Consider the following 19,234-nt stretch of genomic DNA (forward strand, 5'->3'; position numbering starts at 1 on the left):
GGAGTTGTATTCATGTCTCATCCTTTTTTCCCCCAGGGTAACCGCTGGAAGCGTCGGGACGTTCTTCGGACCCTGTTCTTCACCGCCGGCGCTGTCGGCTCCGCTTCGTGGTTAAGCGGGTGTGGAGGTTCAGAGGGCGGAGGAGAATCTCTTCCAGCTGTTGGTGGGGGCGCTGACGTCACCCCTTCGCCAGACGACGTTGAAAAGCTCGTCGGTCGATTTCAGGACATTGGTCCATTGCGGGACGCGGATATACACGGTGTCCGGACGCCCGAGGGCTTTGCCACAAGGGTTGTAGCGATCAATAGCGAGCTACCACAGCCAGATGGCATGGCAGTCAGCGGCCCTCAGACGGGTGGAATCGGCAATCGTCCCTGGCATATTTTTCCCGACGGAGCGGGCGTTGTGCCCCGGGATAATGGGGGCTGGATCTACATCAGTAACAGTGAGGTGCCAGGCGCGGGTAGTATCGGATTTACGTTTCCACAGCTGAGTGGCCTGACCAACGTCATTGAGGAGTTTACCCCGGGACTGGCACAGGTGGGCACGCTTGTATTTGATCCTGACGGTACGATTGTGGATTCCTACACCATTCTCAGCGGAACGACCTTCAACTGCGCAGGGTGCGTCACCCCCTGGAAAACCTGGCTGTCCTGTGAAGAATTCCCAAACGGGCAGGTTTGGGAGTGTGATCCCTACCAGGCGGGAGATGGGGTTCCGAGGCCAACGCTGGGGTTCTTTTCCCACGAGGCCATTGCAATCGATCCTGGTGAGCGACTTCTGTACCTGACTGAAGACATGCCGGATGGCCGTTTCTATCGATGGGTGCCAGACCCCGCCGACTGGCCGGAGGGAAGTGATCGCGCCGCTCTGCAGGCTGGGCGACTCCAGGTGCTCTGTGTAGGCGGTGAGGGCGTCGACGCGGCGCTTGACGCTCCGCAGCCGATTGAATGGATGGACGCATTGAACCCACATGAGCCCCAGGATCAAAACCGGTTGCAGCAATCCACCGCGTTTGATGGTGGAGAGGGCGTCTGGTTCTTCAAAGGCATTGTTTACTTCGCGACCAAGGGCGACAACAGAATCTGGGCTGTTGATACTGCGGCCCAGACTATCGAGGTCGTCTACGACCTGGCAACGGCTGAGGCCCCAAACGATATTCTCTCCGGTGTTGATAATCTGTTCGTGACCGATCAGGGGGATATTCTCGTCGCCGAGGACGGTGGTGATATGCAGGTGGTGGTGATACTACCGGATGGGACGTTGAAGCCGCTGTTGCAAATTGAAGGACAGGATGCTTCGGAAGTGGCGGGCATTGCGTTCTCTCCCGATGGGCAGAGGATGTACTTCACGTCCGATCGCGGTGGTCGAAACGGGTTTGGTGGTTTTACCAACGGGCTGGGAATGGTTTACGAGCTCATACTGCCTGACGATCTGTAAGCGGTCTGGCGTTGGCTAACGGGCCAGAGGGTTTATGGCCCGTTAGCCGTAGCGGTATTATTTCAGCTGGTCGCGAATCAGCTTCTTGTTGATCTTGCCGACGCTGGTTTTTGGAATGTCGTCGACAAAGTTCATCTGCTCCGGAATCGCCCATTTGTTGATGTCACCTTTATCAACAAACTGCTGGAGGTGCTTCTGGATGTCCTCCAGGCTGGCATCTTCACCCGGCTTGAGGGTGACCAGAGCGAACGGCCGCTCTCCCCACTTCTCGTCCGGTACCCCGACCACGGCCGCACCAGCAACGGCCGGATGCTGGCTGATCAGGTTTTCCAGGTCCAGTGACGACAGCCACTCGCCACCCGTCTTGATGACATCCTTGATGCGGTCCTTGATGGTCAGGGTGTTGTCCGGCTCCATGCTGGCAACATCCCCTGTGTGCAGCCAGCCCCCTTCCCAGAGTTCCTCGCCTTTGGCTTTCTCCTTGAAGTAGCTCTGTGTTAGCCAGGGCGCGCGTGCAACGACTTCACCTTTGGCTTCGCCATCGTGGGGAACCGGGTTGCCGGACGGATCGACAATTTCAATTTCCACCATAGGTACCGCGATTCCGGTTTTTACTCTCAGGCTAGTCTGCTGTTCCAGAGGCAGCTCAAGGTCTTCCGGTTTCAAGTGCGTGGTGCTCAGTAGCGGACAGGTCTCCGACATGCCGTATCCGGTGTACATCCTGATGCCCAGCTTGGCGCCCGCATCACACAGGCCCTTGGTCAGTGCGCTGCCACCGATCAGAACGTGCCAGTTGCTGAGGTCTGCGGTTTTAATGGACTCTGTGGCCATCATCATTTGCATGATGGTTGGTACGCAGTGGGAGAAGGTCACGTTATGAGTCTTCAGCAAGTCGACCAGTAGCTCGGGCTCATAGCGACCCGGGTACACCTGTTTGATGCCCATGAGCGTCGCTGCATAGGGGACGCCCCAGGCATGAACGTGAAACATGGGGGTAACCGGCATGTAAACCGATGACGAGCGCAGCAGGGGCATCTCATCGTTGGCTGACAGCGAACCAGTCATACCCAGTGTATGCAGGACCAGTTGGCGATGGCTGAAGTAGACGCCCTTCGGATTTCCAGTGGTACCGGTGGTGTAGAACGTGGTGGCGACGCTGTTTTCGTCAAAGTCCGGGAAGTCGAAGGAAGTGGCAGCCTTACCCAGCAGCGCCTCGTACTCGCCTGTGCTATCCAGGCTGGTGTCCTTTGCTGAAGCGTCGTCAGTCAGTTGAATGTAGGTTTTAACGGTTTTGATCTCGTCGCGAACGCTTTCCAGAATTGGCAGGAAGTCATCGTGCACCAGTACTACGTCGTCTTCAGCGTGGTTCATGGTGTAAACGATCTGCTCTGGGGAGAGTCGAACATTCACGGTGTGCAGGATGGCACCGATCATGGGTATCGCAAAAAAGCATTCAAGGTAACGAGGTGTATCCCAGTCCATGACTGCGACGGTGTCGCCCGGTTGTACGCCCGCATCGGTCAGGGCATTGGCCAGACGATGGATACGCTCAACCAGATCTGAGTAGGTGTACTTGCTGCGATTGGCGTACACGATCTCCTGGTCCGGATTGTAGCGAGGCCCGGAAAGCAGCAGTTGCTTGATCAGAAGCGGGTACTGATAGGCATTGTCAGCCGGGGGGAGAATGCGGGTTTGTGCCATCACGGTTTTCCTCTGTCTCGGTTGTTGATGTTATTGCGAGATACAGAGGTAAATCTGACACAGATTTGTTGAAACGGGAACCTCGAATAGCGAAAAAATACAGAGCGAATCCGGGCTTATATTGAAAGCCTTGGACCGCTCTGCGAATCATGGTGTTATTCGTAGGTGCACAGGTAGGCGGTGTCGATATCGGTTTTTGCCTTGAAGCTGGCTTGGGCCGCGATGTCAAAACTCTCGCCTGAGCCATAGGTCATCCACTCATCCATGCCGGGGAGCAGAACGGTCAGTGCGCCGCTGATCACCGTCATGGTCTCTTTCTGGGTTGTGCCGAACTCGTACTCACCCGGGCTGATCACACCGACGGTTGCCGGCAGAGTCGCAGTCTGGAATGCGATGGACTTGGCGTTGCCGTCGAAGTATTCGTTGACTTTCAGCATGCGTTCACGCTCCTGTAGAGGTTTGGGGCGCCTACTATACGGCAATTTTCTTCAAGTCCAATGACAAATTTCACGACAGTGTGGAAGCCGTTGATTTCACTGGCTGACTCACTGCTCCCAGGGTTGACCCTCGGTATTCTCGGCGGTTTTGACGCCAATGTGCATGGCGGCCTTGGCCAGGATGTTGGCGCTTACCGGCGCGGTCATGAACAGGAATACCGTGATCAGTATTTCCGATATGCCGATGGATTCGCCCTGACTGCTGAAATAGATCACTGAACTCAGCATGATGGCGCCCACGCCAAGGGTAGTGGCTTTGGTAGGGCCGTGCAGTCGGGTAAAAAAATCAGGCAGCCGCGCCAGGCCAATGGCGCCAACCAAGGTAAAGGCACCGCCAAGCAGGAGCAGAAAGCAGATGGTGTATTCAGCGAGCTGGCTCATGGGCGAGTTCCTCCAGATGGCTTTGTAAGTGGGCTGAGGTTATTCAATGACGCTCCCCCGTTTCAGGTATTTCGCCAACGCGACAGTGCCAACAAACCCCATCACGGCAATCAACAGGGCCGACTCCAGGTACATGCGGGTTCCCAGCGTAATGCCGAGAAGAATGATCAGGGCAATGGCATTAATGTACAGGGTATCCAGTGCCAGCACGCGATCCGGTGCGTCCGGACCTTTAATCAGGCGATAGACGTTAAGCAGGGCCGCGAGTGTCACCATGCCGATGGTGAGGTAGAGAACAGTGTCGATCATTGGAACATCTCCAGCAGCGGTTTCTCGTAACGAGTGCGGATGGCGTCGATGACTTCCTCGTCGCTGGCTGCATCCAGTGCATGAACCAGCAGGAGCTTGTTGTCGTCACTGATGTCGGCGCTCACGGTCCCCGGCGTCAACGAAATGGTGCTTGCCAGAATGCTGATGGCAAGGGGGTGCTCCAGCTCCAGTGGGTAGCATACAAATACCGGCCTTGGTTGGCGGGGGCTGAGAATCAGCTTCGCCACCTGAAAGCTGGCGACGATGATGTCTTTGATCACCCGGAGCAGATACGCAGGCATGCGCCACGGGCTGATGAAGGCCGGGCGCTCAGGCCAGAAACCATGGGTTATCTGGGGAATGGCCCAGGCCAGGACGATACCCATTACCACGCTCCCGCCAGAGACACCCTCACTCAGGAGCTGCCAGGTGAGGAACAGGATCAGACTAAGCCATGGCTGGGGAAAACTGAGGCGATCCAGCATTATTTATCCTCCGACACGACCGGGGCTTCCAGAATCTGGAGGTAGCCGTCGGGATTGAAGAGTTGTGCCGCGGTTGCATCTGTATAGTCGCTGATCGGACCCGCCAGGGCGACGATAATCACGCTCAGGGCCACCAGGGCGCCGGCGGCGACGGAAACATTGCCTCCCAGCGGCTCTGGTTTTTCGATGTGGCCTTCCACGGTCCGCCAGAACACAATGCTACCGGCCCGGCTATAGGCAATCACGGTGAAAAAGCTGCCAATGAGGATGACGGACCAGAGCCAGGCCATTTCCGGACCCGGGGTAGTAGACTTCAGGATAAGCAGCTTGGCAAAGAAACCACTCAGCGGTGGTAAGCCCGCCGCTGCCACGGCTCCGATGAGGAAGAGCACACTCAGGAACGTCCGGTTACGCATTTTGGGCGCGGTGATGATCCTGTCACCCGCTGTACCACGCTGGTTGGCCACCAGTTCTGCCACCAGAAACAGGCCGGCGACCGTCCATGTGGTACTGAGCAGGTAAAACAATGCTGCCGATATGCCGGCTTCTGAACCCAGCGCGATGGGCGCAAGTAATGTGCCGACGGAAATGATCACCTGCCACGCCACCAGTGTTTTCAGGTTGTCTGCACCCAGGGCTCCGATCACGCCCATAGTGAGGGTAATCAGGGCTAGTGGGAACAGCCAGTCCATACCCAGATTTGCCAGCTCGCCGGCATCGTCGCCGAAGACCAGCAGGTAAACCCGGAGAATGGCGTAGATGCCGACCTTCGTCATAACGGCAAACAGCGCTGCGACCGGCGCAGTGGCCTTGGCATAGGCCTTTGGCAGCCAGAAACACAGGGGAATCAGGGCCGCTTTCAGGGCGAACACCACCAGAAGCATCATGCCGCCGGCTTTCACCAGGTTCAGGCTTTCGCCTTGTATCCGGGGGATCTTGACGGCCAGGTCCGCCATGTTCAGGGTGCCTGTGACGCTGTAGATCATACCGACGCTGATCAGGAACACGGCGGAGCCGATCAGGTTCAGAACCACATAGTGCAGCCCCGGAACCGTGCGGGCTGTTCCTCCGCCATGCATGAGCAGGCCATAAGAGGCAATCAGCAACACCTCGAAGGCAACGAACAGGTTAAACAGATCCCCGGTCAGGAAGGCGATGTTCAATCCCATCAGTTGGAACAGGAACAGCGCATGGAACTGCCGGTTGCCTTCATCAGCGCCGCCGATGGCGAACAGGTGGCAGAACAGGGCCAGAATCGCCGTCAGAATCAGCATCAGAGCGGCGAGGCGGTCCAGAACCAGCACAATACCAAAGGGTGGCTGCCAGTTGCCGAAGGCATAAAGGCGATAGCCGTCATCGCTGGCAAGCACCAGCAGTACGATGGTTGAAACCAGCAACAGCACGGTGGTAGCGATGGCGATGGTACGTCGCAGGCTGATCGGAGCGTAGCCCATGAATACCTGCAATATGCCTCCGAGCAGCGGGATCAGGATAGGAGCGGTAAGCCAATGGTTCATTTACCGGTAACCTCCTTTTCCCGGGTTAGCTGGGTTTCGTTGTCTTCCCCCTGGTGCCCATCGACATGGTCGTCATCGTTGTCTGCCAGGTTGCGCAGGGATAGAACGACCACAAACGCGGTCATGGCAAAACCGATCACAATGGCCGTCAGGACCAGTGCCTGTGGCAGCGGGTCGGAGTAGCTGGCGGTACTGCCGATGATGGGTTGGCCGCCTGTTGCCAGGCGTCCTGTGGAGAACAGGAAGAGGTTCACGGCATAGGACAGTAGTGTCAGACCCACCACAACCGGAAAGGTCCGGGCGCGCAGCAGGAGGTAGACGCCGGACGATGTCAGTACGCCAATGGTCAATGCAAACAGAAGCTCCATTACGCCCCCTCCTTCTTGCTCTTGATGGCTGAGTGTGGCGATAGCCGGCCAATGCTCACCAGCGCAAGTAGCGTTGCACCAATGACGGTCAGGTACACTCCGAGGTCAAAGATCATGGCCGAAGCCACCTCGAACTTGCCGACGACGGGCCATGTGATATAGCCAAAGGTGGAGGTGAGGAACGGATAGTTGAAGGCCAGGCTACCGGCACCAGCGATAACCGCGAACAACAGGCCCAGTCCAATCACATTGTGATACTTGAAGCGCACGCGGTCCTGGGTCCAGATCATGCCGCTGGCGATGTATTGGAGGATCAGGGCGACGGAGGTTATCAGGCCCGCAATAAAGCCGCCTCCGGGCAGGTTGTGGCCGCGCAGGAAGATGTAAACGGAGACCATAAGGGCCAGGGGCAACATCGGCCGGGCGATTAGCTTCAGCATGAGCGGGTGGCCGTCCCGGCTCCAGGCGTGACCCTGACCATCTCCGGGGGGCGGCGTCAGTGCCGTGTTTTTCAGCATGGCGTAGATGCCCAGTGCGGCGATTGCCAGTACGGTGATTTCGCCAAGCGTATCAAAGCCACGGAAATCCACCAGGATGACATTCACCACGTTGGTGCCACCGCCGCCGGGTTTACTGTTTGCCAGGAAGAAGTCGGAGATCGACGTGAAAGGTTGCGTCAGCATGGCGAGGGTAACCAGCGTCATGCCTCCGCCGGCGATCAGGGCAATGACCACGTCCCGGACTCTGCGAGGTGTGGTGGTTTCAATCGGTGTCCAGGACGGCATGTAGTAAAGCGCAAGCATCAGCAGGACAATGGTTACGACCTCGACGGACAGTTGGGTCATAGCGAGGTCCGGTGCGGAAAAGCGGGCGAACGCCAGAGCGACCACCAGCCCGACGACGCTGAGCAGAATCAGGGCGTAGAATCGATCACGGTGAAATGCAGCGGTCGCCAACGCGCAGATACCAAGAACCGCAGCGGCAAGCCCTGTCGGCCAGTCTACCGGGCTCAGCCCGTTCTCACCGACGAAGATGCCGAGGTTTGCCAGAGGCACGAAGGAGACGGCAACAACGCTGATGACCAGCCAAAGGGCATAGCGCTGCAGTGAGCCGTTCTCAATCCAGGCGGTGAGCGCCTGTGCTTTGGCGACCACTCGTGAGACCACGGCTTCGAAGACCGCTTTCTCATCTATTTCCTTGAACCGGGCGTGGAAATCGAAGAACCGCTGGCGCTGGCTGTACATTAGCAGGCCACCAAAAAACGCCACGAAACTCATCAGCAAGGGCAGATTGAATCCGTGGGCAATGGTCAGGTGGTACTCCGGCACGTCGCCTCCCAGGGTTGCGGATGCAGCGGCATAGAGCAGTGGTCCGACGGAGACTGCCGGGAATATCCCCACCATGATGCAGGCGAAAGCCAGTATTTCCACCGGGATTTTCATGTACCGGGGCGGCTCATGGGGCGGGTAGATCGGGAGGTCTACCGGCTTGCCATTGAAGAAGACGTCGTGGATAAAGCGCGCCGAATAGGCCACCGCGAAGATACCGGCCAGAGTGGCGATCACCGGTGGCAACCAGGCCAGCAGGCCCGGCAGGTTCAGTTCCAGGGATTCGGCAAAGAACATCTCTTTGCTCAGGAACCCGTTGAGCAGCGGAACCCCCGCCATGGAAGACGCAGCAACCATGGCCAGCGTGGCAGTATGTGGCATGTAGCGCCAGAGACCGTTGATGCGGCGCATGTCCCGGGTGCCGGTCTCATGGTCAATGATGCCGGCTGCCATGAAGAGCGATGCCTTGAAGGTGGCGTGGTTGATTACATGGAACACCGCCGCAACCGCCGCAAGCTTGGTCCCCATGCCGAACAGCAGGGTGATCAGGCCAAGGTGGCTGACGGTGGAGTGCGCGAGCAGTCCTTTCAGGTCATGTTTGAACATGGCGGTGTAGGCGCCCAGAAGCAGTGTCGCCATTCCGGTAAAGCTGACCATGTAGAACCACTGTTCAGTCCCTGCCAGGGCCGGGTACAGTCGGGCCATCAAGAACACCCCGGCTTTGACCATGGTCGCCGAGTGCAGGTAGGCGGAAACCGGCGTCGGGGCCTGCATGGCGTGTGGCAGCCAGAAATGGAAAGGGAACTGCGCCGATTTGGTGAAGGCGCCCAGCAAGACCAGGGTCAGTGCCACAGGATAGAGTGAATGGGCCTTGATGAGGTCGCCGGCGGCCAGCACGTCATCCAGCTCAAAGCTGCCGACGATGTTGCCGATCAGCAATATGCCGGCCAGCAAGGCCAGGCCACCGCCGCCGGTCACGGCAAGGGCCATACGGGCGCCGCGGCGAGCGTCCTGCTTGTGGGTCCAGAAGCTGATGAGCAGGAACGAGGTCAGGCTTGTCAGTTCCCAGAAAATCATCATCAGCAGCAGGTTGCTGGAGAGAACGATGCCCAGCATGGAACCTTTGAAGCACAAAAGCAGAGCGTAAAACTTACCGACGTTTTCTTTCGCCTTGAGGTAATAGCGTGCATAGAGAATGATCAGCAAACCGATGATCAGAATCAGCAGGGCGAACAACAGAGAAAGGCCGTCGAGACGGAAACTGAGAGAAATTCCCAGCGCCGGCAGCCATTCAAAGCTGTGCAGAACTACGCCTCCATCGGCCAGGGTTTGCCAATGGGGGAACAGTGCGGCCAGGGCAATCAGGGCGGGCACAGAAGACGCAATGGCAATTGCCGTGCGGCCACCCTGCGCAAACAGGGGCGCGGCGATAGCACCCAGGAATGGCAGTAACACAACCAGCGGTAGCGACATCGCAACCTCTTTATTTGGTTCTTCTTTTACGTGTGTAGAAACAGGCGTTTGCCTGAGTTTAGTCGCCGGTCAGCGCTCGTGCACACACTCAGAGGGCGTTATGACCAGCGTGAAGAGAGTCTTCAGAGGTGGTGGGCGGGTGGGTCCGGGAAATAGGGAAGACGCCCCCGATGCCGTGCGATGTCGGCAGTGATGGGAAAACGATGATATTGCATGCAGCCGAAGGACCTTGCGGTCATGGTTGCTCCGTTAGTCAGACTTGACAGCAGATGATACGTGGAGCGTCCTGAAGGTCAAGTCAACTTGTGATTGATCAAGGATATACTCTCAATAAATCTTTGCGAGGCCAGAACATGAGCAACCCATACCCGAACCTGCTGAAACCACTCGATCTTGGCTTTACCGAGCTGAAGAACCGCGTGCTGATGGGGTCGATGCATACCGGCCTGGAAGACCGGTTCTGGAACATTCACAAGTTTGCCCGTTATTTTGCTGAACGAGCCGAAGGCGGTGTTGGGCTGATGGTGACGGGTGGCTACTCTCCGAATCTTTCTGGCCAGCTTTCACCTCTGGCCTCGACCATGAATAACCGGGGTACCGCCATGCTGCATCGGCATGTGACCGGTGCTGTGCATGAGGCTGGCGGCAAGATCTGTCTGCAGTTGCTTCATGCTGGCCGCTACGGGTATCAGCCGCTCATCGTCTCAGCATCGGCCACCAAGGCGCCGATTAGCCCGTTCAAGGCAAGGGCGTTGTCCACCAGAGCGGTCGAGAAACAGATAGACGACTTCGTCAGTGCGGCAAAGCTTGCCCGTCTTGCCGGATACGATGGTGTCGAGGTCATGGGCTCCGAAGGTTACTTCATTAATCAATTTCTGTGTGAACGCACCAACAAGCGAACGGACAAGTGGGGTGGTCCCTACGAAAACCGCATGCGCCTGCCGGTCGAAATTGTCCGTCGCATCCGGGAAGCGGTCGGTCCCGACTTCATCATAATCTACCGCCTGTCGATGCTGGATCTGGTTGACGGAGGCCAAACGTGGGATCAGGTTGTCATGCTTGGCAAGGCCATAGAGCAGGCCGGCGCCACCATCATCAATACTGGCATTGGCTGGCACGAAGCCAGGGTGCCCACCATTGTGACCTCAGTGCCGAGGGGCGGTTTTGCGGATGTCACCGGCAAGTTCTACGGCGAAGTTGATATCCCCGTCTGTACGACCAACCGCATCAATACACCGGAAAAAGGCGAGGAAATCCTCGCGGCAGGCAAGGCCGATATGGTGTCAATGGCTCGCCCGCTTCTCGCGGACAGCGAGTTTGTGCGCAAGGCCGAGCAGGACCGCGCGGATGAAATCAATACCTGCATCGCCTGTAATCAGGCCTGCCTGGACCATGTCTTTAAAGCAAAAAGGGCGTCCTGTCTGGTTAATCCCCGTGCGTGTCATGAAACCGAGCTGGTGTTGACGGTTGCTCCCGTTGCCAAACGAGTTGCGGTTGTTGGAGCGGGGCCTGCTGGGTTGGCTGCGGCAACCACCGCCGCACGTCGCGGTCACAGAGTCACGCTTTATGAGGCCGATGAACGGATTGGTGGTCAGTTTAATTACGCCAAGCGGATTCCCGGCAAGGAAGAGTTCTACGAGACTCTCCGGTATTTTCAGCGCCAGATTGACCTGCTCGACATTGAACTGCGGTTGGGCACTCGTGTCGACGCTGATCATCTGCTGGCAGAAGCCTATGATGACGTCATCGTCGCCACGGGTGTGAAGCCGAGAACACCCGAGATCGAAGGAATTGAACATCCAAAGGTTCTTGGCTACCTGGATGTATTGCGGGAAAACAAACCCGTGGGCTCGAGAGTCGCGGTCATTGGTGCAGGCGGCATTGGTTTCGATGTTAGTGAATTCCTGACCCACGACTTCGCCCGGCACCCGGAAGGGCAGCAGATCAGCGTTGCCGAGTGGCAAGCCGAATGGGGTGTGGACGCTGGGTTTGAGGGGGCTGGAGGGTTGGCTGAACGCCAGCCGATGGAGTCTCCGAGAAAGATCTATTTGATGCAGCGTAAGTCCGGAAAGGTGGGTGCCGGACTGGGCAAGACCTCGGGGTGGGTGCATCGCAGCAGCCTTAAGCATCGGGACGTTGAGATGATTCGGGGTTGTCGCTATGACCGAATTGATGACGCTGGCCTTCACATCTCAATACTGGACAAGAATGGAAAGGTCTCCAATACCCGGGTGCTAGACGTGGATAATGTCGTTATTTGCGCCGGTCAGGAATCGTTTCGTGAGCTGTTCGATCGAATCAGTGCCAATGGGGTGAAGGCTCACCTCATCGGTGGCGCGGATGTGGCCGAAGAGCTTGATGCAAAGCGCGCCATACGCCAGGGGACGGAAGTGGCGGCTGCACTGTAAAGTGGACCAATATGGTACGTGGGTGACGCTTTTCGTCACCTGCTTACCGGATTGCTTTCAGGGCCTCTGAGATAGCCTGGGCTTCGGCTTCAAGCACCTGGCAGCGAAAACTGTTGCCTTGCTGCGCAGCCTGAGCCAGCTGTTTCTGCTTCATGTCATACAGGCGGCTTAATATGTCGGCCTGGCTTTGTCTGATCGGTGCGTTCATGGCGAACCTCCCCACTTTTACACCTGTGTCCAAATTATTTACGCAAAGAGGTCAAAACTGGCCTTTTACTGTTAATCCAGCATATTCCATACCAGCGGCCATCATGTAATCCGATCTGACTATCGAAAGCGGGCTCTGTAGTCACTGGGGGACAGACCTGTGTGACGGCGTATGAGTCGTGAAAAGGAACTGACATCTTCGTAGCCGACGTCCCGGGTAATCGTCTCGATGGACGCGGTGGAGGACTCCAGCCGCCTCCGGGCTTCTTCTACCCTGAGGAGTTGCAGGTAGGTTGTGGGGGAGTCGCCGGTCGCCATTTTGAATCGGCGTATCAGCGAGCGAGCGCTCAGGCCGGCCTGGTCTGACATGTCGGTCAGGGTGATTTTCATCGTGTAATGCTGATCCAGCCAATCCTGGAGTTTCAGAATGGCTTTGTCGCCATGGTATCTCCTGGCTTGCAGGGCGCTGTAGGGTGCCTGGCTGGTCCGGCCAGCGTCGATGACAAACGCCTTGGCCAGTTGCCTCGCCACTTCCGGGCCAGCATGGCGTTCAACCAGATATATCCCCAGATCCCACCAGGCCATACCGCCCCCCGCACAGGCGATGGGGCCATCTACCGTAACCAGCTTCTCCGGGCGGCAGCGTACGGCCGGATAGCGAAGCTGGAACTGGTTGCTGAACCCCCAGTGAGTGGTCGCTTCCCGGCCGGCCAGTAGCCCGGCCTCGGCAAGCATGAAGGCGCCTGTGCAGTTGCTGGCAAGTTGCGAACCTTCACCGGCACGCTCTGATAGCCACGACACCAGCTCCCGGTTCTGTTCGAGCACTGGCAGTATCGGGCCGCCTATGGTGGGGACAATAATGAAATCGTCGGGGCCGAACGCCAGCCCGGGCTCGTCCCAGGCGCCATCGGCGAGCAGGGTTAGCCCGTTGATGCAGCGGCAAGGTGTTGCCCCTTGGGTCAGCAGCCGGGTCTTGAAATACGGGTGAGGGGTGTCGTTCTGGATGCGGGCCCAGGTAACACCGGCTAACCGGAAAAGATCGACGATGCCGGTAATGGCGCTGGCCAGAGCGCCGTTGAATCCGATCACAAAAACGTTATGCATAAACCGTCTTGGGTCCGCTGGGTGAGTAGATGGCGATATTCACCATGATTATGTCATATATGCCGGTTTTCTCATCCCGATTCCTGTGACACTCTTTGTAACATCAACAGGAGACCAATAATGACCGATACCTTGATCGACCGCCGCGACCTGGCATTCCAGCTATACGATGTCCTTGATACCGAGAGCCTGACCGGGCGCGAACGCTTCAGCGAACACAGTCGTGACACGTTTGATGCGGTCATCGAAACCGCCGACAAGATGGCCAGGGAAAAGTTTGCAACCCACAACAGTGCAGCCGACAAAGACGAACCAAAGTTCGTTGATGGCAAGGTGGAGATGCTTCCTGAGGTTAAGGAAGCCTTTGATGCCTATGCTGAGGCCGGGTTTATCGCGGGCCGGTACGATTACGATCTGGGCGGCATGCAATTGCCGGAATCGGTCATGGCGGCCTGTAATGGTTTTTTCACCGCGGCCAACCCGGGTACGGCGGGCTATCCGTTCCTTACCACCGCAGCGGCAAACCTGATCCGGGTATTTGGAAATGAAAAGCAGAAGGCGACCTTCCTGCCCCACATGCTCTCTGGCCGGTTCACCGGCACCATGGCGCTGACTGAGCCCCACGCGGGGTCCTCGCTGGCCGATATCCGAACGTCAGCAACGCCGACAGACGACGGCCATTACCTCATCAAGGGAGCCAAGATCTACATCTCGGGCGGCGAGCAATCCCTTACCGAGAATATCGTTCATATGGTGCTTGCCAAGATCAAAGGCGCACCAGCCGGGGTGAAAGGGATTTCGTTGTTTGTGGTGCCCAAGTTCCTGGTTGATGACGAAGGCAACGCCACCGAACGCAACGGTGTCAGCCTCGCTGGGTTGATTCACAAACTGGGCTACCGGGGCACGACTTCCACCGCCCTGAGTTTTGGTGATGACGCACCCTGCCATGGTTATCTGGTAGGTGAGCCGCATCAGGGGCTGAAGTACATGTTCCAGATGATGAACGAAGCCCGGGTGGGCGTGGGTTTTGGTGCCGCCGTGATTGGCTACCGCGGGTACATGCACAGCCTTGAATACGCAAAAGACCGCTTGCAGGGCCGCAAGCCATCGGAAAAGAACCCGGAAGCACCGCAGGTGCCGATCATCGACCACGCCGATGTGCGCCGTATGCTGCTTGCCCAGAAAGCCTACAGCGAGGGAGGCCTGGCGCTGTGTCTCTACGGTGCAAGGCTGATGGACGATCAGCACACCCATCCGGATGAACAGAAACGCCTGGAAGCCGGGAAGCTGCTTGACCTGTTGACCCCGGTCATCAAGGCCTGGCCCTCGGAATTCGGCCCCAAAGCCAACGATCTGGCCATTCAGGTTTATGGCGGTGCGGGTTACACCCGGGAGTATCCGGTGGAACAGTGCTGGCGGGATAACCGTCTCAACCCGATTCACGAGGGCACCAATGGCATCCAGGCCCTGGATCTGCTGGGGCGCAAGATCTGGCAGGATCAGAGCCACGGCTTGCAGTTGCTGATGCAGGAAATGCAGGTGGATCTGCAGGCGGCCACCAGCGACCGCTGCCAGCAGTGGGCCCTTTCCCTGAGCGAAACCCTTCAGCAGGCAGTGAAGGTTACCCAGAGCCTGGGTAAATCCCTGATGAGCGAGAATCCGGACAACGTTCTGGCAAATGCCTCCTGCTACCTCCATCTGTTCGGGCACATCATTGTGTCCTGGATGTGGCTGCGCCAGGCCAACGTTGCGGAAAAAGCACTGGCCGCCGCCAGCAACGACGATGACCGCAACTTCTACCAGGGCAAGCTGCAAGCCGCCCAGTACTTCTTCCACTGGGAACTGCCGACCGTTGCTCAGGATCTGGTGCTGTTGAAGAACCAGGACGATACCTGCCTGAACATGAAAGCGGAGTGGTTCTGATGGCTCTGGTTAACGTTGAAAAAAAGGGCCACATACTCCTCATTGGCCTCAATCGTCCGGACAAAATGAACGCCATGAACCGGGCCATGTACCACGAAATCGCCGCTGCCTATTACCAGCTGGAGCATGACGACGACTTGCGTGTCGGACTGATGTATGCCGAGGGCGATCACTTCACCAGCGGCCTGCAACTGGACGACTGGGCCGGCGTGTTCGCCAACGGAAAAGGCATTGAACCCGGAGACGGTGAACTTGATCCGTTCCACATAACCGGCCCCGGCCTGAGTAAGCCTGTGGTGTTCGCTGCCCAGGGCATCTGCTTCACCTGCGGCGTGGAGATGATGCTCAACACGGATATCCGGATCGCGGCCAAAGGCACGCGTTTCGCCCAGCTGGAAGTAAAACGCGGCATCTTTGCCTGCGGTGGCGCCACCATCCGGTTGCCTCGAGAGATTGGTTGGGGCAACGCCCAGCGCTACCTGCTCACCGGAGACGAGTGGACCGCAGAACAGGCCTACGATTGGGGCCTGGTCCAGGAGTTGGTTGAGCCGGGGGCACAATTTGATGTTGCGATGACTATTGCCGAGAAAATTTCAAAAGCGGCGCCCCTTGGCGTTCGCGGAAGCCTTAAATCCTCAAAGATCTCTGTGAGTGAGGGGCAGGAGGCTGCAAAACAGAAGCTGTTTCCGGAGTTGCAGCCTGTAATGGCCAGTGAGGACGTCAAAGAGGGAATTCAGTCTTTCCTGGAAAGGCGGGACGCTGTTTTCAGAGGTAAATGAAACCGATGCAGGCGTTCACTCCAAACATCTGATGCGCCCGACGCTCATGCTCCCCCAAGACTGTGTGCAGCAGGGAAGCTGCACACAAGCCTACATGGACGTATTCACGGCGTGTCTTGGGGGAGCATGAGTGTTGGGCGCTTGCACCTGTTCCTCAGGCTGCCTGCTCCCCGGACTCATCAGCATGGCGAGCCGCCACCTCAGCCGCATAGTCGGCATACTTCGCCATCAGCTCTTCCTTGCGGTCCGGGTCCCAGTTGATCTTGCTCAGGTCGCCCTTGTAGTGATCAATCACCCGCTTGTCCATTTCCTCGTACCACCACTTGGGAACGTACGCCGGCAACAGCATAGAAGCGTATCCGCCGGGCAGTTGGGGCGCGTTCTCGAAGTGGCGCAGTGCCTGGAAACTCCGGGTCGGGTGAGCATGATGGTCCGAATGGCGCTGTAGCTGGTACAGGAACAGGTTGGTCACGATGTGATTGCTGTTCCAGCTGTGCTCCGGCTGAGTGCGCTCGTACTTGCCATTCTTGTCTTTCTGGCGCAGCAAGCCGTAATGCTCGATGTAGTTCACGCTCTCCAGCAAACTTGCGCCATAGACCGCTTGCGCGGCCAGGAACGGCACAGCTCGGGGGCCGCACACCAGAGTGGTTGCGCCGAAGAAGCCAGCGCTCATGGCCCAGCCCTGCAGCAACTCATTGTCGAGACTCCAGAAGCCTTTACCCTTGCGGGCAAGCCTCGCCTTCTCAATCTTGATGGACGACTTGATCCCGCCAACCACCGTCCGGGGCAGGAACTTCCAGAAGCTCTCACCCATGCGGCTGCTTGCCGGGTCTTCGGGGGTTGCCACGCGCTTGTGATGACCAAAATTGTGCTCAACCACAAAGTGGGTGTAGCCGGTCGGCGCCAGCGCTGCCATGGCCATCAACTTATTCAGCTTGTTCGACTTGTGACCCAGCTCATGCGCGGTGTTGATGCCGACACCGTTAATGGCACCCACGGTGAGTGTCAGTCCGATCTTGTCTTCCAGAGGCGTCTTTTTCCGGCTGGCCAACCAAGCGCCCATGAAGGTCATAGCATATTGGGTGGGAATGAAGGCCTTTACGATTCGCTCGTAGTACTTGTCCTGCTCCAGAGGCTTGACGGCCGACTCCGGCGGGTTGCTTTTGTCCTCGCCGATTGCACGATCCAGCGCCGGGATGATGCCGTGAACCAGGGCCGGTCCGGTCCAGGCCAGGGCCTTGAGCTTCTTGGGCGCCAGTGCATACCCGGTCAGCGCCGCCAGGCCAATACCTGGAAGAGCCGGGCCCAGTAGCCACATATACCGTTTGGGGTCCTTCCAGTCCGTTTCAGGAGCCGATTGCTGTACCGACTGTGCAATGTTGGGATCGCGGGTCTTGGCATTCATCTCTTGTTCTCCGTTGCTGTGCCTGTCTAAAATTTATGTCGGACAATCTGGCAATGCAACAAGTTATGGGTGGAATTAGGCGCGTTGGCACTAAATGACATGATTTCCCGGGTTGGCGAATCTCGCGATTTTGGACCAGACTTTCCATATCCGTGTGTTGAAGCGGCTCGGCATCAGTGGATAACAAGAAAAAACGCAAGCAGAAGGATCAATAGCCATGACCGCCTCAAATCCGCCGGCCCGGACGGCTGACTGCCTGGTTCAGCGAATGCTGCGTGAGTACCTGATGTCAGGACGTTTGGCCGAGGTAATCTACCGCGATGGTGCGGGCCAGATCTGTACCGTGCATGATGTCATCCAGGACCTTTTCAGCCGGGCAGGAGAGGATTTCATCCTCCTCGGCCGGGGTAACCTTGTGGGTATTGACCACGTGGTCATGATCGATGGCCGCCAACTCTCGGCCGGCGGGTGTTAACCAAAGGGTAATTTCCGGGTAATTGTATGTGTCGGGTGCCAGTCGTACCCTTGTGGCCGTCGTAAATACGGACCAACTGAGGGACATGGTTATGAAAAAGCTCACATTAGGCACACTGGCATTTGTCATGGCATTGGGACTGGCCGCATGCAGTTCTGAAGAAAACGAAGGTGTGGATGTCGAGCAGGCCGCCGATAACGCCGGCGACATGATGGATGATGCTGGCGATTCGATGGAAGAGACATACGAAGAGGCAACCGGCCAGGATGAGGGCGCACTGGGTGAGCTCCAGGAAGGGGCCGAAAATGCGATGGACGAAATGGAAGACGCGGCGGACGATGCCGGAGATTCCATGGAAGAAGGTTATGAGGAAATGACCCAGTAATAGCGGGCGAGTACCGGCAGGGATACCCTGCCGGTATTGCAGTTACTCCCTTGTGGTAGACGGTGTGTCTGCTTCCACTCTGACTGCAAACTCCCGTATTTCGGGGAAGGTGTTCAAGACCTGGTTTGTTATCGTCGCGATGTATTGCTGGCTTTGAGCAATCGTGAACGTTCCGGGCAGAACCAGTGAACAGTCAACGAGGTAGTGGTTCCCCATTCGTCTGCTCCGTAGACTGGCAACATTTTTCACGTCAGCAAACCCTTCAACCAGTGTAAGCAAACGAGAGCGTTTGTCGGGGGCCAGCGCAGTATCCACCAACTCCTTGATGTTATCGGTCATCATCCCCAGACCGATTTTCCCAATGGCGAAGGCCACCGCGATTGCAGCCGCCAGATCCAGCCATTCAATACCCGTTGCCGCACCCACGATGGCCAAAAGCACGACGATGGATGAGATCGCATCTGTCCGGCTGTGCCACGCATTGGAGATGATCAGTTCCGACTTGATCTTTTCGCCCACAGATTTTGTGTAGCGGAACAGCCACTCTTTTACTGCAATGGAAATCAGCGCTGCCGCTATTGCCAGCCAGCCGGTCTCGATCTGCGAGCCGTCGGTCAAAAGTGTAAAGAGACTATCCCAGACCATTCCCGCCGCAATCAGCATCAACAGGCACCCCATGAGGACAGTCCCGAGCGTTTCGAATCGTTCATGACCGTAGGGGTGATCATCGTCGGCTGGCTGGCGGGAGTAACGCATCATGACGATCACAAGAACATCCGTCATGGCGTCAGAAAACGAATGAATGCCGTCTGCGATCAACGCATGGCTGCCACTCATAGCCCCAGCAACCACCTTGAGGCCGCCGAGGCCGATATCGATAGCCATCCCCAGCAGAGTGACCTGCACACCCTCGCGAGGCGTTGATCCGACGATGTCCGTGGGCGCGCAATCCTTGAATTTGTCCGCTTCCCGCAATGCGTGCTGGTGGGACTGAGCATTGAAGACTTGTTGCATGGCTGGGTCTTGCCTTGAGTTCTCACTTAATCCGT

Annotated in this window: 18 protein-coding genes; 6 read left to right on the forward strand and 12 right to left on the reverse strand. The window is 57.5% G+C overall.

The annotated features are described in order from the left end of the window. Window positions 1–12 precede the first annotated feature (12 nt). A complete protein-coding gene (locus tag D777_RS17645) occupies window positions 13–1,440 on the forward strand; it encodes an alkaline phosphatase PhoX (protein ID WP_051669013.1) in 1,428 nt (475 codons plus the stop codon). Window positions 1,441–1,497: 57 nt separating this feature from the next. Here the strand turns inward: D777_RS17645 and D777_RS08015 are convergent, their stop codons facing one another. The 8 genes from D777_RS08015 to D777_RS08050 all read right to left on the reverse strand — a co-directional run bounded on the left by D777_RS08015 (window position 1,498) and on the right by D777_RS08050 (window position 9,499). Further along, entirely contained in the window at window positions 1,498–3,141 is a 1,644-nt protein-coding gene (locus D777_RS08015; protein ID WP_036130371.1) for a fatty acid--CoA ligase, read from the reverse strand. A gap of 155 nt (window positions 3,142–3,296) precedes the next feature. Then, on the reverse strand, window positions 3,297–3,578 hold the full coding sequence (gene ppnP, locus D777_RS08020; RefSeq protein ID WP_036130373.1) for a pyrimidine/purine nucleoside phosphorylase: 282 nt from the start codon (window positions 3,576–3,578) through the stop codon (window positions 3,297–3,299). A gap of 108 nt (window positions 3,579–3,686) precedes the next feature. Further along, window positions 3,687–4,019, reverse strand: coding sequence for a Na+/H+ antiporter subunit G (locus D777_RS08025; RefSeq protein WP_036130375.1), 333 nt, complete (start codon window positions 4,017–4,019; stop codon window positions 3,687–3,689). Between the two features lie 39 nt (window positions 4,020–4,058). Beyond that, window positions 4,059–4,328 carry a K+/H+ antiporter subunit F gene (locus D777_RS08030; protein ID WP_036130378.1) on the reverse strand — a complete coding sequence of 90 codons (270 nt, stop codon included), beginning with the start codon at window positions 4,326–4,328 and terminating at the stop codon, window positions 4,059–4,061. Continuing rightward, window positions 4,325–4,813, reverse strand: coding sequence for a Na+/H+ antiporter subunit E (locus D777_RS08035; protein ID WP_036130381.1), 489 nt, complete (start codon window positions 4,811–4,813; stop codon window positions 4,325–4,327). Before D777_RS08035 ends, D777_RS08030 begins: the two co-directional genes overlap by 4 nt. Next, complete coding sequence (locus tag D777_RS08040; RefSeq protein ID WP_036130383.1) at window positions 4,813–6,330, reverse strand: monovalent cation/H+ antiporter subunit D; 1,518 nt, start codon at window positions 6,328–6,330, stop codon at window positions 4,813–4,815. Before D777_RS08040 ends, D777_RS08035 begins: the two co-directional genes overlap by 1 nt. Next, a complete protein-coding gene (locus D777_RS08045; RefSeq protein ID WP_036130386.1) occupies window positions 6,327–6,698 on the reverse strand; it encodes a Na+/H+ antiporter subunit C in 372 nt (123 codons plus the stop codon). The genes D777_RS08040 and D777_RS08045 overlap by 4 nt, the downstream gene beginning before the upstream one ends. Continuing rightward, complete coding sequence (locus D777_RS08050; protein WP_036130388.1) at window positions 6,698–9,499, reverse strand: monovalent cation/H+ antiporter subunit A; 2,802 nt, start codon at window positions 9,497–9,499, stop codon at window positions 6,698–6,700. Before D777_RS08050 ends, D777_RS08045 begins: the two co-directional genes overlap by 1 nt. Window positions 9,500–9,852: 353 nt before the next feature. Between D777_RS08050 and D777_RS08055 the strand changes: the two genes are divergently transcribed. Then, entirely contained in the window at window positions 9,853–11,907 is a 2,055-nt protein-coding gene (locus tag D777_RS08055; RefSeq protein ID WP_036130391.1) for an NADPH-dependent 2,4-dienoyl-CoA reductase, read from the forward strand. 43 nt (window positions 11,908–11,950) lie between these two features. Here D777_RS08055 and D777_RS18070 read toward each other — a convergent pair whose 3' ends face one another. Both D777_RS18070 and D777_RS08060 read right to left on the reverse strand, forming a co-directional pair. Beyond that, window positions 11,951–12,115, reverse strand: a complete 165-nt coding sequence (locus tag D777_RS18070; RefSeq protein ID WP_201443352.1) for a hypothetical protein — start codon at window positions 12,113–12,115, stop codon at window positions 11,951–11,953. Between the two features lie 119 nt (window positions 12,116–12,234). After that, complete coding sequence (locus tag D777_RS08060) at window positions 12,235–13,218, reverse strand: GlxA family transcriptional regulator (RefSeq protein ID WP_036130394.1); 984 nt, start codon at window positions 13,216–13,218, stop codon at window positions 12,235–12,237. Between the two features lie 120 nt (window positions 13,219–13,338). Between D777_RS08060 and D777_RS08065 the strand changes: the two genes are divergently transcribed. Then, complete coding sequence (locus D777_RS08065) at window positions 13,339–15,141, forward strand: acyl-CoA dehydrogenase (protein WP_036130397.1); 1,803 nt, start codon at window positions 13,339–13,341, stop codon at window positions 15,139–15,141. Then, complete coding sequence (locus tag D777_RS08070; protein WP_036130401.1) at window positions 15,141–15,920, forward strand: crotonase/enoyl-CoA hydratase family protein; 780 nt, start codon at window positions 15,141–15,143, stop codon at window positions 15,918–15,920. Before D777_RS08065 ends, D777_RS08070 begins: the two co-directional genes overlap by 1 nt. 154 nt (window positions 15,921–16,074) lie before the next feature. Here D777_RS08070 and D777_RS08075 read toward each other — a convergent pair whose 3' ends face one another. Continuing rightward, window positions 16,075–17,325, reverse strand: a complete 1,251-nt coding sequence (locus tag D777_RS08075) for an alkane 1-monooxygenase (protein WP_051669014.1) — start codon at window positions 17,323–17,325, stop codon at window positions 16,075–16,077. 217 nt (window positions 17,326–17,542) lie between these two features. On the opposite strand from D777_RS08075, the gene D777_RS08080 reads away from it, so the two are divergent. Both D777_RS08080 and D777_RS08085 read left to right on the forward strand, forming a co-directional pair. Beyond that, window positions 17,543–17,800 carry a hypothetical protein gene (locus tag D777_RS08080; RefSeq protein ID WP_036130406.1) on the forward strand — a complete coding sequence of 86 codons (258 nt, stop codon included), beginning with the start codon at window positions 17,543–17,545 and terminating at the stop codon, window positions 17,798–17,800. A gap of 91 nt (window positions 17,801–17,891) precedes the next feature. Continuing rightward, entirely contained in the window at window positions 17,892–18,185 is a 294-nt protein-coding gene (locus D777_RS08085) for a hypothetical protein (RefSeq protein WP_036131217.1), read from the forward strand. A gap of 42 nt (window positions 18,186–18,227) precedes the next feature. On the opposite strand, the gene D777_RS08090 is transcribed toward D777_RS08085, so the two are convergent. Next, a complete protein-coding gene (locus tag D777_RS08090; protein ID WP_051669015.1) occupies window positions 18,228–19,199 on the reverse strand; it encodes a cation diffusion facilitator family transporter in 972 nt (323 codons plus the stop codon). Between the last annotated feature and the right edge of the window lie 35 nt (window positions 19,200–19,234).

It is taken from the genome of Marinobacter nitratireducens (assembly GCF_000708045.1).
Lineage (GTDB): Bacteria > Pseudomonadota > Gammaproteobacteria > Pseudomonadales > Oleiphilaceae > Marinobacter > Marinobacter nitratireducens.

Coding starts and splice junctions, on each gene's coding strand:
- ppnP (WP_036130373.1), bottom strand. CDS start 3,578: ATGCTGAAAGTCAACGAATACTTCGACGGCAACGCCAAGTCCATCGCA.
- D777_RS08040 (WP_036130383.1), bottom strand. CDS start 6,330: ATGAACCATTGGCTTACCGCTCCTATCCTGATCCCGCTGCTCGGAGGC.
- D777_RS08075 (WP_051669014.1), bottom strand. CDS start 17,325: ATGAATGCCAAGACCCGCGATCCCAACATTGCACAGTCGGTACAGCAA.
- D777_RS18070 (WP_201443352.1), bottom strand. CDS start 12,115: ATGAACGCACCGATCAGACAAAGCCAGGCCGACATATTAAGCCGCCTG.
- D777_RS08045 (WP_036130386.1), bottom strand. CDS start 6,698: ATGGAGCTTCTGTTTGCATTGACCATTGGCGTACTGACATCGTCCGGC.
- D777_RS08060 (WP_036130394.1), bottom strand. CDS start 13,218: ATGCATAACGTTTTTGTGATCGGATTCAACGGCGCTCTGGCCAGCGCC.
- D777_RS08065 (WP_036130397.1), top strand. CDS start 13,339: ATGACCGATACCTTGATCGACCGCCGCGACCTGGCATTCCAGCTATAC.
- D777_RS08085 (WP_036131217.1), top strand. CDS start 17,892: ATGAAAAAGCTCACATTAGGCACACTGGCATTTGTCATGGCATTGGGA.
- D777_RS08090 (WP_051669015.1), bottom strand. CDS start 19,199: ATGCAACAAGTCTTCAATGCTCAGTCCCACCAGCACGCATTGCGGGAA.
- D777_RS08015 (WP_036130371.1), bottom strand. CDS start 3,141: ATGGCACAAACCCGCATTCTCCCCCCGGCTGACAATGCCTATCAGTAC.
- D777_RS08070 (WP_036130401.1), top strand. CDS start 15,141: ATGGCTCTGGTTAACGTTGAAAAAAAGGGCCACATACTCCTCATTGGC.
- D777_RS17645 (WP_051669013.1), top strand. CDS start 13: ATGTCTCATCCTTTTTTCCCCCAGGGTAACCGCTGGAAGCGTCGGGAC.
- D777_RS08055 (WP_036130391.1), top strand. CDS start 9,853: ATGAGCAACCCATACCCGAACCTGCTGAAACCACTCGATCTTGGCTTT.
- D777_RS08035 (WP_036130381.1), bottom strand. CDS start 4,813: ATGCTGGATCGCCTCAGTTTTCCCCAGCCATGGCTTAGTCTGATCCTG.
- D777_RS08030 (WP_036130378.1), bottom strand. CDS start 4,328: ATGATCGACACTGTTCTCTACCTCACCATCGGCATGGTGACACTCGCG.
- D777_RS08080 (WP_036130406.1), top strand. CDS start 17,543: ATGACCGCCTCAAATCCGCCGGCCCGGACGGCTGACTGCCTGGTTCAG.
- D777_RS08025 (WP_036130375.1), bottom strand. CDS start 4,019: ATGAGCCAGCTCGCTGAATACACCATCTGCTTTCTGCTCCTGCTTGGC.
- D777_RS08050 (WP_036130388.1), bottom strand. CDS start 9,499: ATGTCGCTACCGCTGGTTGTGTTACTGCCATTCCTGGGTGCTATCGCC.